The following is a 17,199-nucleotide window of genomic DNA, read 5'->3' as shown; positions in this document are numbered from 1 at the left end:
CATCAAATAACCAAAATTCCATAAATTTCTTCAGACGGTATATGGATAAAAGATGAAAGTTTCGTAGAGATATCATGAACATAAATCCCGCAATCTAGCAATATGTTCGTATGTTTTTTTAATATAACCGGTATTGTCTACTCACTTTGGCCAATAAACATCGTTTGATTTCTAACTGCCAAACCGCGAGTATAACCAAGGCTTTTAAAAATATCTTCCTCATTTCTTTTTACTATGAAATCACCTGAAACACAATAATACATTTTATCATCATAATGAAGTACACTGTGAGGTTGAAGTAATTTATCATAACAAATCTTAACCACTTTTCTTTCCTGTAAAGAATATTCTAGAATCACACCTTTGTGGATTGTTTTATTAGGGAAATGCAAAAGAGAGCAAATTTTTCCTTGGAGGATTTGAAAACATTGATACATATAACTTATCATTTACGATATACAAATCGTTGACGTGGCAAACATCGTCATGTTCAGGTGAAAATCTAATTTCATCAATTCTTTCCAAATTGTTTTCCAAATTATAAACACCAATTGAGTTAGTTTTGGTTTCAATAATATAAGCTTTATCATTGTCTATTGCTATACCATGTAAATCTAATTCTGTAGATAAAGTTTTATTCTTTATAACCTTTAAGTTTTCATCCAAAATAAAGATTCCATGAGAATTTGAAAGTACGACAAAAGAGCTGCCGTATTTTGTAATACCTGTGCATCCAACATTTAAAACCTTTTTTATTTCATATTCTTGGTTTTTAAATTGGACTAAATAAAGAGCACCTTTATGATTGCAGCATGAAATTAATAATTTACAATCATCTATGGGTATCATGTAATGTCGCACCTCCTTTTTTGGACAATTCCTTTTCTTATAAAGTATGAATTTTTTAAAAAATGGTATAGACAAGCTATAGATTTTTTTAATAGCACCATATATATAAATGTAGTTTGGAAAACATAATAGTGTTGTGTAAACCATTATTCTTTTTATACAAGTTTATAAAGGTGTATTCGTTTTGAAATAGGCTTTATGCTCTACACTCCCAAGTTAATATTTGCATAAGTATCATTGGCCAATGTTCTCTAATGTCATTAATCTTAAGTGATTTCCTCATTGATAGCTTCAGAATACTACCTACTGTAATCACAAAAAATACAATAGTTTATATGTATGAGGGACGATTCTGGTAAATGAATCGTTCTTCTTTATTTTTGCTGGTTTACAATGTTTCCTTTACAAAAACATATAAAAGTTCATGAAAACTTTACTTTTATTTACAGATTTCTTATATTGATGTCAATATTCAGTAATACATGCTTGGTATAATCGATTAACGGTTTTAAAAAGATATTGGAAAAGAGTCTTCTAAAAATCTTTCATTTGCAGATGAGTAAGCAGGCTGATTGGAGATGACTGACTAGTAGGAGTGAACAAAAATGGAGCAATCTATAAATCTAAATGAGCTTACATTTAGTGAAAAAGATAGATATATGATCATTACGAATGCTTATCCACATGAAGAGCAGTTATATCGGAATGGGTTCATCCATCGAAGAGTCAAGGCTTATCTGGATGAGGGTTTGAAGGTTGATGTCTTTGTTTTGCATCCTGCCTATAAAAAAGCAGAAAAGTATACGTATGAAGATGTGCCAGTTTATCGAGGAACTGAACAGCATCTGCGCATTTTCTTAAATCATAAAGTACATAAAAAAGCACTCATTCATTTTGTTAATCCAAAAATGGTACAAGCGATAAAAGAAACAAGCTCAGAATTACCGATTATCACATGGATACATGGATTTGAAACCGAGGCATGGCATAGAAGATGGTTTAATTTTCTTGAAAGCCCTGAAAGCTTACGGAAGATACTTGAAATGTCGGACGACTATTATGTAGAACAGCTTACTTTTATGAATTGGTTTTATCAAACGAATGAATTGGATACTACCTTTGTTCATATTTCCAAATGGTTCAAAGAACATATAGCGGAATGTGACGCGAGAGCGGACTCGAAAAATTCTGTAATCATTCCCAATGTAATAGATGACAATCTGTTCGCCTTTGTAGAAAAACCAGTTGAAATGCGGACAAAAGTCCTTTCAATCAGGCCATACGCTTCACGAAAATATGCAAATGATTTATCGGTGAAAGCAGTGCTGGAACTATCAAAGAGACCATGCTTCGATAAGTTGGAATTTGCTTTTTATGGTGATGGAAAATTGTTCGACCAAACCGTTGAGCCAATCCGGAATTTTGAGAATGTAACTATCCATAAAGGCTTCATATCTCAAGAGCGAATCGCTGCATTACATAAGGAGTATGGAATTTTCCTTTGCCCAACCCGTTTGGACTCTCAAGGTGTTTCAATGTGCGAGGCCATGTCCAGTGGGCTAGTGCCGATTTCAACAGATATCACTGCAATTCCGGAATTCGTTAAACACGACGTTTCTGGCCTTCTTACAAAACCTGAGTCCCCTATCGATATTGCGGATGCAATAGAGCGTTTATATTACAACTCGGACGTATTTTTAAGAGTGTCAAAACAAGCATCGCAGTCGATTCGGGATAAATGCGCCGTAGATGTTGTTATTAAAAGAGAATTGGAGCTTATCCAAGGTTAATGGAGGGGAGTTTTTTCAATATGGACGGACGAAACGAATATTGGAAAACTATGTATGAAGAACTTGAATTGCAAATGAAAGACATGATGTCGATGACATTGGAGCTCATAGAGAGCAATAACACGGAAAAACAAAACATTATTGAGAACGTTACAAAAGAAAATAATATGTTGCGAGTAGAATTAGAAAAAAGTAAGGTAGCCCAAAAAGAAAATATTAAACTTAACAAAGAGATACGGAGACTTAAGTTATTAGAACACAAATTCAACGTTACATATGCAGGGAAATTCACGTTAAAATATCTTGCACTTAAATCATCTATTAAAGAACAAATAAAAAAATAAAATTTTCATATCAGATTTCAGTCATTGGAGTGAAAACTTTGAATTCATATGAACTAGTGGAAAAAGGAAAATTGAAGGTACTTCTATTTGGCTTTATTGACATGAATTCAATGGATGGATCTGCAGTATTTTTATCTTCCTTAGCATCGACCATTGCGTTAGACTCTAACATCGAGGTTGATTTACTATTAGCAAGCCCGGTCAAACGCGATATCTTGATTCAACCTCTTGAGAAATTTGATAATATAACCATTAAAAATCCTTTTGTTGATCCTTTTTTTACTGCCACCGATGCTGAATGGGTAAAAAAAGGGGTCATTGATTTTGATATAGCTGAAATGCTCATTTCTCATTATTGGAGTCAAAAGGAATATGATTGGCTATTTGTTAGAAGTATTGAGACTGTTGAAAAAATAGTAAAACATAAGCATATCATAAAGAATACATTAGTTTATGCTACAGGCTTGACTCATATAGGTCAGGATGTTAATGAAGAAAAATTTGAGAGCATTAAAAATATATATGATCAATGTGCGTATTTCTTATGTCAAACAGAGGAAATGTGCGAATTTGTAATTGAGATTCTTAATTTGAATAAAGACAAAAACAAAGTTTCCCTGCTTACCCCGATGATACCAAATGTTGAATCAGCAGGAGGGGAGACCCGTTTAAAACACAAACTTGTGTATACAGGCAAGTTCGACCCTGATTGGAAGACCATTCCTATCATTACTGCCTTTAAAGAATTAAAACGCGAGATTCCGAATCTTTCACTTGATATCGCAGGGGATAAATTCAAATGGGTTAAAGGTGATTCACAGTTTAAGGAAGAAGCGGAATACCTGCTTAAAAATACAGAAGGGCTTACATGGTATGGGGCATTGACAAGGGAGAATGCCCAACAGTTAATAGTGAACGGTGATATTGGGATAACCTGGAGAAGTGAGGAAATGGACAGCAGTCTGGAACTGTCTACAAAGTTATTGGAGTATGGAATATTAAGAAAGGCTGTAATAATGAATCCAACAAAAATGCATATAAAGCTTTTTGGCGAAGATTACCCGTTATATGCTGTTACAGAGAAGGATTTCCGTAACGCAGTCAAATTAGCTTTATGCAATAAGGATATATATGAGTTTGCGGCAAAACGAATGTATCAAGTTAGCAGGCAGTTTTTGTTTTCGGAAGCATTAAAAAAATTGCAAGGGCTATTATGGAGTAGACGTATAACTGATTATGTAAATCAAAGCGGAAATGTGTATTTTTATATTGATGAAGATGACTTTGATGAACTGAATAAGCATGTACCATCAAATCAGATAAAAAAATTGCCGGCAGATTTTAATGTTGAGGAAGTTTTTACCTATATAGTGAAAAACATACCTGAAGAAGTAAAACGGGGCGAAAAACTTTTTAAACTATCAGGGTATGGTCAAATCATTTCAGCAGAAAAAGCAGGGTGTTTTACCTTCCTCCAAATCCATAAAAGTATTGGAAGCTTTGAACAAGATTTTCAAAATAACTTGCCATATCTAAAAACTATAGGATATGAAACCAATGGCACTCCTAAATTAAAAGCAAAAGACATGGAAATTCCAATAAAAGACCTGATCATTGTTGAAAATAAAAACAATGATTTGAAAGTGAAAAATAAAGAATTTGTTAAACAAGTAAAGCAATTAAAAAAACTGAACGAAGCTCAACTTAAAAAAATTACCAAGTTAGAAAAACAAAACCTGACACTTGGACGTAAATACGATTCACTTTCGAAGTCGAAAATGGGTAAAATGACATTTAAGTATTGGGATTTAAGAAAAAGGCTTAACTTTTAAAAATGCAATGGCAGACACTTCTTAACATATATTAGTCAAAGGAAAGCTCCTGAATGCTGCAAGCATACAGGGGCCTTTGCATTTATATCGAGTAAAGGAGCAAGGAATCCTTGCAAACTTTTTATGTATGTTGTCGATTTCCACAGTATATATAAAGCTGCGTCAGTTTACTATTGCATGAAAATTAAAACTTGGACGTAAGCTTAATAAAGATTCATGGAATGACAAAAAAACTATCTTTCAGCAATTATCCAAATAGACCGATTATCCTTTAATGATGTTATAATATTCTGAAAAAGGGGGAGAGTTGATGGAGGAGAATGTGCTAAAAGCGATTCAAGATGAATATCCAGATGCATTTGCATGGTGTTATGGATGTGGTCGCTTAAACAAAGATGGTCATCATTTTCGAACGGGTTGGCAAGGCGAGCAAACAAGGACAATTTATACACCACGTCCAGAGCATATCGCAATTCCAGGGTTTGTTTATGGCGGCTTGATTGCATCTTTAATTGATTGTCATGGAACAGGTTCCGCTGCTATTGCATTGCATCGTAAAAATGGTCATGAAGCTGGAGATGGAGTGGAGCCTCCCAGGTTCGTGACAGCTTCACTGAAAGTGGAGTTCGTAAAGCCAACCCCAAATGATGTGCCATTAATGGCAGTTGGGACGGTTCATGAAATTCATCCTAAGAAATGGAGAATCGAAACAGAGGTTTTTGCCATCGATAAACTTTGCGCCCGAGGCGAGGTTGTCGCCGTGGTGATGCCAAGTACTTTTATAAGCAAAGAGTGATCGAACTCTTGGAAAAGGCCATTAAATAAGCTAATTAATATGAACGCATTCAAAAGGGAATTAAGATTTTGCAAAGGGCCGTCCAACTAGTTGGACGGTTATTTAGTGTATCTGAGTATCCATTTCAAGCATATCCATAACCATGAATGGAATCAGAAGTGCAGGAACAGATGGAGCGCTTTAAGGATAAGAAAAGACCGTGTTTTGTTGGCAGGAAAGAAGAAAGCAGCATGTCTTCCAGGTAATCAGTTTGTGCGATTTTCCTACTTAGTGATTTTCAACCTTGGATGAGTTAAGCTGATCCGGGGCATCTTTCAACGGAATTGATAAAAGAAGAAATTGAGAGGACACAATGGATTGTTCAATTAGATTAAATGTTTATTTACTAAAGAGACACCGCTTCCTGCTGTATCGGTGCCTCTTTATAATTTATCAATTTTGTATCATTAACATTTCATCATAGATTAAGTTTTGTCTAAGCTCAGTCGCTGTTTGCATGGATATTTGCTCCTCTTCAACCATTTGCTGAATGATATCACGTTCGATTTGCATCGCATTCAACTGAAAATGACTCACCATCTCTTTAAAGCGATTTGCTTCTTTTTCACTTAATGTTCCGAATGGACTCAAATAACGATTATATCTTTGAATGACAAGCATGACTTCATGACGGTTCTCAGTTGTAGTTTGTTGTTTGATCAATGAAATAGCTTCCTTTGAAGCTTCTTTTTGTGCTTTACGGAACTCCCGGATCAGGTCAGCATTTTTAACGATGGAGTTCTCTAATTTCGCTTTCCATTTCTTATCCCATTTGACATTGAGCTTTTTCTTGAAAAGGATTGCCTGCAAATTAATCCAAGCTCTTTGCAATGATGATTTTTGCATATAATTTAACGTTCTTGAAATATACACTTTATAAAGCTCAAAGGCTGTTTCAGATATAATCCCTTTTTCGACTAATCCAGAAACGACTTCCAATTCCTCATTGGCCCCTAGCTCCACTAATTCCAGTATGGTTCGATTATCCGGTCTATTTGTTATTCCCCGCTCCAAATCTATCAGTTGATCATTTAAATCTTCCATCACTTGATGGACAGCTTTCTGATTATCGATGGTTGCTTCTTTGCTCAGCTGATTGATCGTTTTATTTAAAACAATTTTATAAGCCTCCTCAGGGGTTAGGCGTTCATCTTTGAATTCAATCGGTGTCTTCACCAGTAATGGCAAGAGAACCGTAGCCAATATGACGCTTAACAATATAACGCAAGCTGCGATAAACAAGACAGTATTACGCATCGGGAATAAAGTGTCATCCGGCATAAAATATGGTATGGATAAAGCTGTAGCTAATGTAATGGTTCCATGAATGCCGCTAACGGATGTCAAGAAGGCAAATCGTGATCTTGAAACATTCTCCTCATCGGTGTCATGGCTATCTTCTGGATGAACCCTTGACATGATGAATTGCTCTAATGGATTCACTCTGTTTTTCGTAAAAGTATCATGCAGAATGTATACCCAAATAAAACGGATCACCAATAATAAAAGAACAATCAAAACACTTATCCCAAAAAGATTACCCCTATTTAAGCCGGACTCAATTTCCTGATAAACAATCGGCAACATGAATCCTAACAAGGCAAATACAAGTCCATTCAAAACATAACCTAATACAGACCATGTATTAGTTGATACAATTTGCAATTTAGTTGTGGAACTCTGAAGGCGGTCCCGCTCGATGCCATGAATTACACCTGCAGCAACCACTGCCAAGATGCCGGATACATGGAATTCTTCAGCTACCATATATATGGCAAAAGGCGTAATCAGTTCAATAACAATGGACATGGAGACTTCTTCAAGTCCATGAACCCGTAAAAATAATCGTAATTTAACGATTAAATAACCTAATAGGATACCTATAAAGATACCCCCTAAAGCTACGAATATAAAATTAAGCGAAGCATCTTTTATAGAAAATACTCCAGTTAAGGCAGCTGCCAAGGCAACTTTAAAAGCAACGATTCCAGCAGCATCATTGAAAAGTGATTCACCTTCAAGGATGGGCATCATATTTCCGGGCAATTTCAATCCTTTTGTAATCGATTGTACCGCTACGGCATCCGTAGGGGTAATCGTGGCTGCTAAAGCAAAAGCAACAGCCATGGGCATATCGGGTATTACCCAGTGGATGAAAAAACCTCCTGCAAAAACGGTCACGAATACTAACCCAAAGGCCAATAACAGAATAGGCTTACGCAATTCAAGCATTTCTTTACGGGACGTATTTTTTCCTTCTGTAAAGAGCAGCGGAGCAATGACACAGATCATGAATAATTCTGAATGAAAATCCAACGATAATTGAAATGGCAATAATGAAAGCACTGCTCCCATGACTATCTGATATATTGGAAGCGGAATACGAGGCCATATGGCATTCAAGATGGTTGCAATTATTGTGGCAACCAATAATCCGAGCAAAGCGATTAAGAATGACATAGAATCCCCTATCTTCTAATGTTTTACTCTGAGTGTCCATGAAACTACTATAAAAAGATAAAAATGCAGAGGTATTTTAAAGCGAATATCCATCCTTTAAAAAGTATCTTCTTTATGGTCTTGCATATCTTGGTCAAAATCCATACTTAAACAGAGACAGTATTTTTCACTAATATGTAGTCTCGGTTTTTGATATACCCCTTAGTCATTAATTACAAACAGGATATCACAAGAGTTTACGGTTTATTCAATATCAGCTTATAACATAGCTTTTTAATTCTTCTAAATATAAGTTCATGCTGGAATCAGGATTTTCTGTATAAAATACCCTTAATGAAGAAACATAGAAAAATGGAGTTAGAGCGACCTGCAAAAAAATGGGGGTAACCAGCTTGATTCGTAATGTTGGCAAATTGTTAAGAAAAAAGAAAGAAAAAAAATCCCTGGTGCAAAATGATTACCTAGATTCCAAGCCTGCAGATTCACTTGATGCGAATTTCAGTCAAAATGTAGAAACACTTCGTTCTGTTTATGATAATTGCTCGGATGTCATGTTTCGCTCTTTCTTACTTTTCGGAAAAACGCGGGCGATGCTCATTTACATTGCGGGACTCTCAGACATAGAGGCGATAGAGCAATATGTGCTATCTCCACTCATGCAGGAGTCATCAAAAGAATCACAACCATTAAATGATTTTATTGAACATAAATTGCCCGTTCCTAAAGTGGTAAAAGTGAGTATGCTGGCAAATTGCATTGAATCGATTTCCTCTGGAAACCCGATCCTTCTATATGAAGGGGGAAGCGATGGATTTTCTTTAGGATTGTCCAAATGGGAAAAGCGAGCGATTGAAGAACCTGTGGCAGAGAGTGGAGTTAGGGGGTCGCGAGAGGGATTTATTGAATCGCTAGAGGTAAATACGTCCCAATTGCGACGCATTATTAAAAGTCCTGCCCTTAAAATACAATCGATGAAGATCGGAACTCTTACCAGGACGAATGTTTCAATTGCTTATATTGATGGACTTGCGGATAAAACACTGATTGAGGAGATTACAACTCGGTTGGAACGAATTAAAATAGACGGTATTTTAGAAAGCGAGTACATCGAGGAAATGATTGAGGACAATCCGTTTTCACCTTTCCCTCAGATCATGTCGACAGAACGGCCGGATGTAGCCTGTTCTAGTTTGCTGGAGGGACGAGCTGTCATTCTTGTAGAAGGGACCCCTTTTACTTTAATTGCACCAATATCCTTCTTTTCTTTGATTCAATCACAAGAGGATTATGCTCAACGTTTTATGGCAGGCACTTTTATCCGTTGGTTGCGTTATTTTTTTATGGGATTATCTCTTTTGCTTCCTTCACTTTATGTTGCCATTTTGACGTTCCATCATGAGGCGGTCCCAACCGCCCTCCTGCTAAGCGTAGCAGCATCACGGGAATCGGTCCCTTTTCCTGCAATAGTAGAGGCATTGGCTATGGAAATTACGTTTGAAGCACTAAGAGAGGCAGGGGTTCGATTGCCGAAGCAGGTAGGTTCTGCCGTCAGCATTGTTGGAGCGCTAGTGATTGGTCAAGCTTCCGTACAAGCGGGCTTGGTTTCAGCGCCAATGGTCATTGTGGTTGCAATTACGGGGATCGCTTCTTTTATGATGCCTCGTTATATTGCCGGAATTGCTTTCCGGATGCTGCGTTTTCCAATGATGCTGCTTGCCGGTACCTTAGGACTGCTTGGCATCATGATGGGGATCATCGCCATAGTAATTCACTTATGCAGCTTACGTTCCTTTGGCGTTCCATACTTGGCGCCACTGGCACCGTTAAAAGGTAAAGAGCTGAAAGATGTGCTGTGGAGAGCCCCTTGGTGGATGATGGATTCACGCCCGCGTCTCACAGGGGATTCTAATGTATACCGTCAAGCCCCGGAACTGAAACCAAATCCAAAAAGGGGGAGTGAAACGGAGTGAATAATAGCTGGAGGCGAAAAAGGATATTGGAGAAAGGAAAAAGGCGTCATTTCATGAAAAGCGTCCTTCTTTTGCTCGGTATTTGTGGAACGACCCCTTTTCTAAGCGGTTGTTGGGATCGAGTGGAAATCACTGATTTGGCGGTTGTCACAGCCGCCGCCATCGATAAGAAGGATGATAATCAAATCGAACTATCAGTCCAAATCTTTATTCCAAGTTCAATAAGTAGCGGAGGAGGTCAAGGAGGGTCCAGTCAAGGAGGGGGTGCGGTTACGACATTGGTGAGATCTGAAAAAGGCTCCAATATTTCAGATGCATTGTCTAGGCTTCAAAGCAAGCTTCCGCGAAAAGTATTTTGGGGACATTGTAAAGTATTTGTATTCGGTGAAAAGTTAGCGAAGGAAGGAGTTCAAGAGCAGCTGGATTTTTTGCTGCGCCATCCGCAGCCAAGAGAGAAAGCAAATGTGTATGTAAGCAAAGGGAAAGCAAAGCCTATCCTTGAATCTTTGCCGCCCCTGGAAAACTATTCAGGGGAAGTGCTTAGAGAACTATCTGATTTACATATCGGGATGCTGGTCACACTACAGGATTTAGATGAAATGTTAACGGGTACGCCTCAAGCGGCCGTAATTCCATTCATTAAAATATTACCTCCAGGGAAAGGGCAAACGAAATTACAGGGGATTCCTTACATTGTCGGATCAGCCGTGTTCAAAAAAGATAAAATGACTGGAACGATGACTGAAAAGGAAACTAGAGGGCTATTGTGGTTAAGGGATGAAATAGAATCATATACCGTGACATTACAACCAAAAGGTGTGAAAGGGGAGATTTCTTTAAATCCAGTGACAGCCAAAGTCAAGATCATTCCGCAAATTATCAATGACAAATGGAAATTGTTGGTGAAGGTAAATACAGAAGGAGCTGTTATACAAAATGGAACGAATTTAGACCTTTCAAGTCCAAAATCTTTAAAAATGGCAGAACGAGCCTTTCAAAAAGATATAGAAAAACGCATCGAGCTGGCTTTTCTGAATACTCAGCATAAGAAATCGGACATTTTAGGGTTAGGTAAAGATTTCTATAGGAAATATCCTAAACAGTTTAATAAGGTCAAAAACCACTGGGATGAGGTATTCGCGGAAATGGAAGTGGAAATCGATGTTATGGCCTATATTCGAAGACAGGGCTATATTATCAAACCGGCAGGTTTGTCTGAAAATGAGGTGAAGGACAAGTGAGATGGGGGACTTTTTTGTGTACAACCGTGATTGTAATTCTAATCATTTTGTATGAATGGCCGAAAATGAAAAAAAATCCTAAAAAAGATAAAGTGGCATTTGTTACACTGCTCCTCACTGGCTTGGTTCTGTCCATGTTCAATCTCCCACAGATGTCAGGGCCCACTCAATGGGTGGAGACTCTTTTCAGGCCATTTGCAGAGTTTATGGAAAAGTGAGTCTATTAGTGGGTGTTGCGGGATTAATTTCATTCTATTAAGAAAGGAGGAAGCAGATGGAGAAAGGGAAAATTTCATCTCTGCAGATGGCATTCATGTTGTATCCGGCGATTGTGGCAACGGCTATTCTCGGTGTTCCAAGCATCACAGCGAAATATGCCAAAACTGATTTATGGATTTCCCCCATTTTTGCTGCGCTTATAGGGTATCTGACGGTGTATATCGCTTATAAACTGCACCAACTTTATCCAAAACAAACGGTGATCCAATTCACTGAAAAGATCATTGGTCGGATTCTGGGGAAAATTTTCGGTTTTTTACTCTTGCTTTTTTATATCCAGAACACGGGGCTAATCCTTAGATCCTACGCAGAATTTGTTGTCGGCTCTTTTCTGGTACGTACCCCGATTAGTGTGATCATGATATCGATGGTGATTCTGTGTGCGTTCATCGTACGCGGGGGAATAGAAGTGTTGGGGAGAGCTGCTGAATTGTTTGTACCTGTTTTCATTTTTCCAATCTTTGTCTTAATCCTCTTGCTGATTCCTGATCTCGAATTTAAGAATATATTCCCGGTATTGGGGGATGGTATAATGCCCCCAATCAAGGGTGCGATTGTACCGGGTGGATGGTTCAGCGAGTTTTTCCTGATCATTTTTCTTTTCCCTTTCTTGGCAGATATGAAAAAAGGGATGAAATCAGGGATGATGACTGTTTTTACCGTGATGATGACGTTAATTGTGGTGAATCTTATGGTTCTATTTGTACTTGGGTCAACCACATCCACAAAACTTTACCCCTTGATGAATGTATCTCGATACATCAGTTTGGCCGACTTTTTTGAACATGTAGAGTCCGCCGTCATGGCGGTATGGATAGTGGGGGCGTTTGTGAAAATTTCCGTTTTTTATTATGTATCTGCTTTAGGTACAGCGCAGTGGCTGAATCTCTCCGACTATCGGCCTGTTGTATGGCCGATAGGGATTTTGATAGTGGAATTCGGTTTTTGGTCGTTTCCTAGCTCTATGGATGTCAGTCGTAATGATACCAACGTCTTCCCTTTTCAAGGAATTTTAATGCAGACGATCATTCCGCTTTTATTATTGGTGATAGCTGTTGTAAGGAAAAGAAAGCGTAAAGGAACCGAAACCAGCTGACTGGGCATTTTTTATGCTAAATATCCTATCAAAAAGGTGCTATCTATGTTCGTACTCGCGCAGAGGGCAGGACTAACTGAATGGATTGCATCTCTTTTTTTAGCCGTTTGAAGAGTTTATGAAAAAGTAAATCTATCAGTGGGCTACGTGATTCCAAATTTACATACCATCACAGAAAGGAGGAAGATGATGGAGAAAGGTAAAATTTCATCACTACAGATGGCATTCTTGATGTATCCAACGATTGTGGCAACGGCTATTCTCGGTGTTCCAAGCATCACAGCGAAATATGCCAAAACTGATTTATGGCTTTCCCCCATTTTGGCGTCTCTCATCGGGTATGCGACGGTATATATCACTTATAAACTGCACAAACTTTATCCGAAACAAACGGTTATCCAATTCAGTGAACATATCATAGGTCGGATTCCTGGGAAAATTCTCGGTTTTTTATTCTTGTTTTTTTATATCCCGATAACAGGGCAAATCCTAAGAAGTTACGGAGAATTTATTGTCGACTCTTTTCTGGTCAAAACCCCGATTAGCGTGATCATGGCATCGATGGTACTCCTCTGTGCCTTTATGGTACGCGGAGGGATAGAGGTGATGGGGAGAGCTGCCCAATTGTTGGTTCCTGTTTTTATCTTTCCAATCCTCATTTTAATTGTCCTACTGGGCCCAGATCTTGAATTTAAGAATATATTCCCGGTATTGGGAAATGGAATTATGCCTCCAATCAAGGGTTCAATTGTACCGGGGGGATGGTTCAGCGAGTTTTTCCTGATCATTTTTCTCCTCCCTTTTGTAGCTGATATGAAAAAAGGAATGAAATCCGGGATGATGACTGTTTTTGCCGTGATGATGACGTTAATTGTGGTGAATCTTACGGTTCTTTTCGTACTCGGGTCAACAACAGCCACCAAGGTTTATCCCCTGATGAATGTAACTCGATACATCAGCATCGGCGACTTTTTTGAACATTTGGAGTCAGCCGTCATGGCCATATGGATAGTAGGAGCGTTAATCAAAATTTCCGTATTTTATTATGCGGCTGTATTGGGTACTGCCCAGTGGCTGAATCTCTCCGGCTATCGTCCGGTTGTATGGCCAATAGGGATTTTGATTGTAGAATTCAGCTTTTGGTCGTATCCTAGCTCTATGGATGTCAGTCGATATGATATCATCGCCTTCCCTTATCAAGGAGTTTTGATGCAAACGATTATACCTCTGTTATTGTTGGTGATTGCTGTGATTGGGAAAAGAAAAATACAGAAAAAGGGAAGCAATTCAAGCTAACCTTTTCTTCCAATTCTTTGATTTAAGATGATTGAAAAAAGTATGGGCAAGAAAATAGGCAAAAGGAGCTCTATCTTAATGTTAAAACAAAGTTGATTGGAACGAAAGGTTCGAGACTCCTGCTTAGAAAAGCGCTTCCATGGGAGAACCCGCAGGCGCATGGCGCCGAGGGCTCTATGTTCCAATCAACGGCAAAATTTTAAAAATCTTATAAAAATTATAGAAAGACTCAATCATTATGGAGTTTGTCTACAGTCTGCAACCATTCCGTTTTCGAATGGTTTTTTTGTTGAGTGAAAAACTTAAAAACTGGAGATCATCAGATGTACTTTGCAGCAAGTTAAAAATAATTAACAATCTTTTTCAAACCGTTTTGAGGTTTGTCCCGTTATCTATAGTACAAAGTTTTTTTTAGAAAGGAGAGAAGAAAGAAGTGAAGAAAAAGGTCATTTTTGTTGGGTGGATATCATTGATGTTAGTCCTTGTAGGATTTTCACCGGAAATGAATTCGAAACCGGGGCAAGCAGTCAACGATGTCGTAAAAGTATACGGTCCAGGTGGCCCTCTTGGACCAATCAAGGAAGTAGCGAAGCAATTCACCAAAGAAACGGGAATAAAAGTTGAGGTAACAGCGGGACCCGAAGAAAAATGGATTGATCAAGCCAAGCAAGATGCCGATATCATTTACGGAGGTTCCGAGTATATGCTAACTGATTTCATGCTTAACCATCCAGGTATCATTAATGAAAAAAGCCGTACTGAATTGTACTCGAGGGCAGCTGGAATTCTGGTTAGAAGAGGAAACCCAAAGAATATACAGTCATTGGAGGATTTAACGAAGAAGGGCGTAAAGATTGTGGATGTTAATGGAGCCGGGCAACTGGGGCTATGGGAAGATTTGGCGGGAAGAAAAGGACTTATTCCTGGAATTAGCAGGAATATTGCCATTTCAGTGAAGTCCAGTGCAGAAGCTATCGAGCTATGGAAGGCAAATTCTAAATTCGATGCTTGGATAACATATGAATCCTGGCATTACCGTCTATCGGATGTGACAGACCTGGTTCAACTCCCTGAGGAAGACAAGCTATATAGGGGAACTCCGGTAAGCATAACAAGTAAGAGCGAAAACAAGAAAAAAGCAAAACAATTCATTGACTATCTTAAAACGGAAGAATCCCATCAAGTATTTCAAAAATGGGGATGGAAGTAAAAATTATGAGGAGTGAGAGTATATGAAAAAGTGGTTGGTATTTTCAGTTTTTATGATGGTCCTAGTTTTGACGGCGTGTGGAAATGAAGCTGATGATTCACCCAAAAAGGATCAAGTTGTTAGTGGTACTGCCGATGAAAAAGCAGTAACCCTAAAATTATTGGAAAGTGAAACAACAGGCGAATACTTGGCTGATTCCAAGGGAATGACACTTTATTTTTTCAAGAATGATAAATCCGGTAAAAGCAATTGCGCGGATGAATGTCTGGAGAAATGGCCGCCGTTCATGGAAAGGGATTTTGCTGTTCCAAAAGGATTTGAGGAAAAAAACTTTGGAACCATTAAAAGGGAAGATACAGGAGAAGAACAGGTAACGTACAAAGGATTTCCACTCTACTATTTTGTGAATGATAAGGCAGCGGGAGATGTCAATGGTGAAGGAGTGAAAAATGTTTGGTATATTGTAAATAATGAGACGGTTTTTCCAAAATAAGAAAAAAAGGGACGATCACTGGTGGTCGTTCCTGTTGTTCGTTTTCCAAATTTACATGGTGAGGAGTTGCAGGTGCGATTGAAAGAAAAACTTGATAAGGAATTGATGGCATTAGTAATGAAAAAGCATCGTCCTGCCCTTGAAGAACTTTATGACCGGCATATTAAATTAATCTATGGTTTTATTTTTAAATTCACAAATGGAAATGCTGAAAAAACTAAGGAGATTGTGCAGTTGGTCTTTTTAAAGCTCTGGACCACAAAAAGCAGCTACAATTCCGAAAAGGGGCACTTTTTAAGCTGGCTTTTGACGGTTACACGAAATGTGTGTGTCGATTATGTCCGTAAAGACAGTGTTCATATCCGGAATAACAAACACATGGACATGAGTCATCCAATTGACATAGAAGATCCGAATAATGATATAGAAAATGGGCTATTACACAGTGAAATTGCCAATGCAAAAAGTAAGTTAAGCAAGCCGCAAAAAAGGCTGATTGATTTACTGTATTGGAAAGGGTACTCGTTAACGGAAATTGCCAAAATTGAAAATGAACCGGTTGGTACCATCAAGAGCAGACTTCATCAGTCGCTTAAATTGTTGAAAAAGCATTTGGAAGTAGGTGGTTTGTAAATGAATACAAAATGCGCTAACCTGCTTTCATTTTTATCGGGTGAACTGGGGGAAAAAGAAAAAAAGGCATTCACGGAACACTTAATTCACTGCTCTGAATGCACTAGGGAGTATGAACAAATGACGGAAGCCTGGAATTCATTGAAATGGGATTTCGAAGAAATCGAACCTTCTTCTTCCATGAAATCAGAGGTTATGAATTTTGTCTTTGAGACTGATGATGAAGTTCCGGTGACAAAGGAAAAGAAATGGAGTAGTTTTTTCCTTAAGCAGTTTACACCTGTAACTTCAGGTATCTTGCTGGTCACTCTAGTTTTGTCATTTGTGCTGTTGTATTCCAATATTCAACTAAAAAAAGAACTTGCAGCCATCAATCTGCCAATGGAGGTTAAAACGTCACTATCTTTGCAGCCTGCTGATAAGACGGCTATAAGGATGAATACGGATGGTGCTGCATATATTTTGCAGCAAGGTGAAGAAAGAAGGTTAATCGTTCAGATTCAGAATTTGCCTAGCCTTCAAGAGTCCGAGGTGTATCAGGTATGGTTGCTGAAAGATGGAAAACGGACAAATGCAGGAACCTTCAAGCCTGATGAAGCAGGCACAGGATCGTTGACATACAAACTGTCCATTAATGATCAATTCAATCAAATTGGCATCACAAAAGAACCAGATTCAAATAGTACAAAGCCGAGAGGTGATAAAATAGTTGGATCTTCATAAAAATAAGAGACTTGCCCGCAAAGGGGAAGTCTCTTATTTTCTGTTCGTACCTGAATTTAATAGCTAAGTGAAATATGAATTGGAATATAAGTGTTTACCATTCACTATCGATCACTAGCAACGAATAACCAGCATGTTTCGGTTGGGG

15 protein-coding genes are annotated in these 17,199 nt (G+C 38.2%); 13 read left to right on the top strand and 2 right to left on the bottom strand.

Annotated features, from left to right (window positions below; all coding sequences use genetic code 11):
• Nucleotides 1–378: 378 nt before the first annotated feature.
• On the bottom strand, nt 379–849 hold the full coding sequence (locus tag ACFX4X_RS14015; protein WP_377384279.1) for a YncE family protein: 471 nt from the start codon (nt 847–849) through the stop codon (nt 379–381).
• 605 nt (nt 850–1,454) lie between these two features.
• Between ACFX4X_RS14015 and ACFX4X_RS14010 the strand changes: the two genes are divergently transcribed.
• The 4 genes from ACFX4X_RS14010 to ACFX4X_RS13995 all read left to right on the top strand — a co-directional run bounded on the left by ACFX4X_RS14010 (nt 1,455) and on the right by ACFX4X_RS13995 (nt 5,611).
• Nucleotides 1,455–2,639 carry a glycosyltransferase family 4 protein gene (locus ACFX4X_RS14010; RefSeq protein WP_377384276.1) on the top strand — a complete coding sequence of 395 codons (1,185 nt, stop codon included), beginning with the start codon at nt 1,455–1,457 and terminating at the stop codon, nt 2,637–2,639.
• 20 nt (nt 2,640–2,659) lie between these two features.
• A complete protein-coding gene (locus ACFX4X_RS14005) occupies nt 2,660–2,983 on the top strand; it encodes a hypothetical protein (RefSeq protein WP_284471693.1) in 324 nt (107 codons plus the stop codon).
• 38 nt (nt 2,984–3,021) lie between these two features.
• The gene (locus ACFX4X_RS14000) at nt 3,022–4,815 is read left to right on the top strand and encodes a glycosyltransferase family protein (RefSeq protein WP_377384273.1); all 1,794 of its coding nucleotides are present in this window, start codon (nt 3,022–3,024) and stop codon (nt 4,813–4,815) included.
• Nucleotides 4,816–5,125: 310 nt separating this feature from the next.
• On the top strand, nt 5,126–5,611 hold the full coding sequence (locus tag ACFX4X_RS13995) for a PaaI family thioesterase (RefSeq protein WP_377384271.1): 486 nt from the start codon (nt 5,126–5,128) through the stop codon (nt 5,609–5,611).
• Nucleotides 5,612–6,043: 432 nt separating this feature from the next.
• On the opposite strand, the gene ACFX4X_RS13990 is transcribed toward ACFX4X_RS13995, so the two are convergent.
• Nucleotides 6,044–8,110: a Na+/H+ antiporter gene (locus ACFX4X_RS13990; RefSeq protein ID WP_377384268.1), complete on the bottom strand. Its 2,067-nt coding sequence runs from the start codon at nt 8,108–8,110 to the stop codon at nt 6,044–6,046.
• Between the two features lie 377 nt (nt 8,111–8,487).
• Between ACFX4X_RS13990 and ACFX4X_RS13985 the strand changes: the two genes are divergently transcribed.
• The 9 genes from ACFX4X_RS13985 to ACFX4X_RS13945 all read left to right on the top strand — a co-directional run bounded on the left by ACFX4X_RS13985 (nt 8,488) and on the right by ACFX4X_RS13945 (nt 17,051).
• Nucleotides 8,488–10,080: a spore germination protein gene (locus ACFX4X_RS13985; protein WP_377384265.1), complete on the top strand. Its 1,593-nt coding sequence runs from the start codon at nt 8,488–8,490 to the stop codon at nt 10,078–10,080.
• Entirely contained in the window at nt 10,077–11,321 is a 1,245-nt protein-coding gene (locus ACFX4X_RS13980; RefSeq protein ID WP_377384263.1) for a Ger(x)C family spore germination protein, read from the top strand. Before ACFX4X_RS13985 ends, ACFX4X_RS13980 begins: the two co-directional genes overlap by 4 nt.
• A gap of 14 nt (nt 11,322–11,335) precedes the next feature.
• A complete protein-coding gene (locus ACFX4X_RS13975) occupies nt 11,336–11,539 on the top strand; it encodes a hypothetical protein (protein WP_250211754.1) in 204 nt (67 codons plus the stop codon).
• Nucleotides 11,540–11,595: 56 nt separating this feature from the next.
• Nucleotides 11,596–12,696, top strand: coding sequence for a GerAB/ArcD/ProY family transporter (locus ACFX4X_RS13970; protein ID WP_377384260.1), 1,101 nt, complete (start codon nt 11,596–11,598; stop codon nt 12,694–12,696).
• Between the two features lie 189 nt (nt 12,697–12,885).
• Nucleotides 12,886–13,992 (top strand): GerAB/ArcD/ProY family transporter, encoded by a 1,107-nt coding sequence (locus tag ACFX4X_RS13965; RefSeq protein ID WP_377384257.1) that lies wholly within the window; start codon nt 12,886–12,888, stop codon nt 13,990–13,992.
• A gap of 433 nt (nt 13,993–14,425) precedes the next feature.
• The gene (locus ACFX4X_RS13960) at nt 14,426–15,202 is read left to right on the top strand and encodes an extracellular solute-binding protein (protein WP_377384255.1); all 777 of its coding nucleotides are present in this window, start codon (nt 14,426–14,428) and stop codon (nt 15,200–15,202) included.
• A gap of 22 nt (nt 15,203–15,224) precedes the next feature.
• A complete protein-coding gene (locus tag ACFX4X_RS13955) occupies nt 15,225–15,695 on the top strand; it encodes a COG4315 family predicted lipoprotein (protein WP_377384252.1) in 471 nt (156 codons plus the stop codon).
• Between the two features lie 78 nt (nt 15,696–15,773).
• Nucleotides 15,774–16,328, top strand: a complete 555-nt coding sequence (locus ACFX4X_RS13950; protein WP_061465967.1) for an RNA polymerase sigma factor — start codon at nt 15,774–15,776, stop codon at nt 16,326–16,328.
• On the top strand, nt 16,329–17,051 hold the full coding sequence (locus ACFX4X_RS13945; protein ID WP_377384249.1) for an anti-sigma factor domain-containing protein: 723 nt from the start codon (nt 16,329–16,331) through the stop codon (nt 17,049–17,051).
• Nucleotides 17,052–17,199 lie beyond the last annotated feature (148 nt).

It is taken from the genome of Peribacillus sp. YIM B13481, assembly GCF_042787985.1.
GTDB lineage: Bacteria > Bacillota > Bacilli > Bacillales > DSM-1321 > Peribacillus > Peribacillus simplex_A.
Note: the sequence above shows the minus strand (reverse complement) of the source record. Positions and strands in the feature narration are given on the sequence as shown.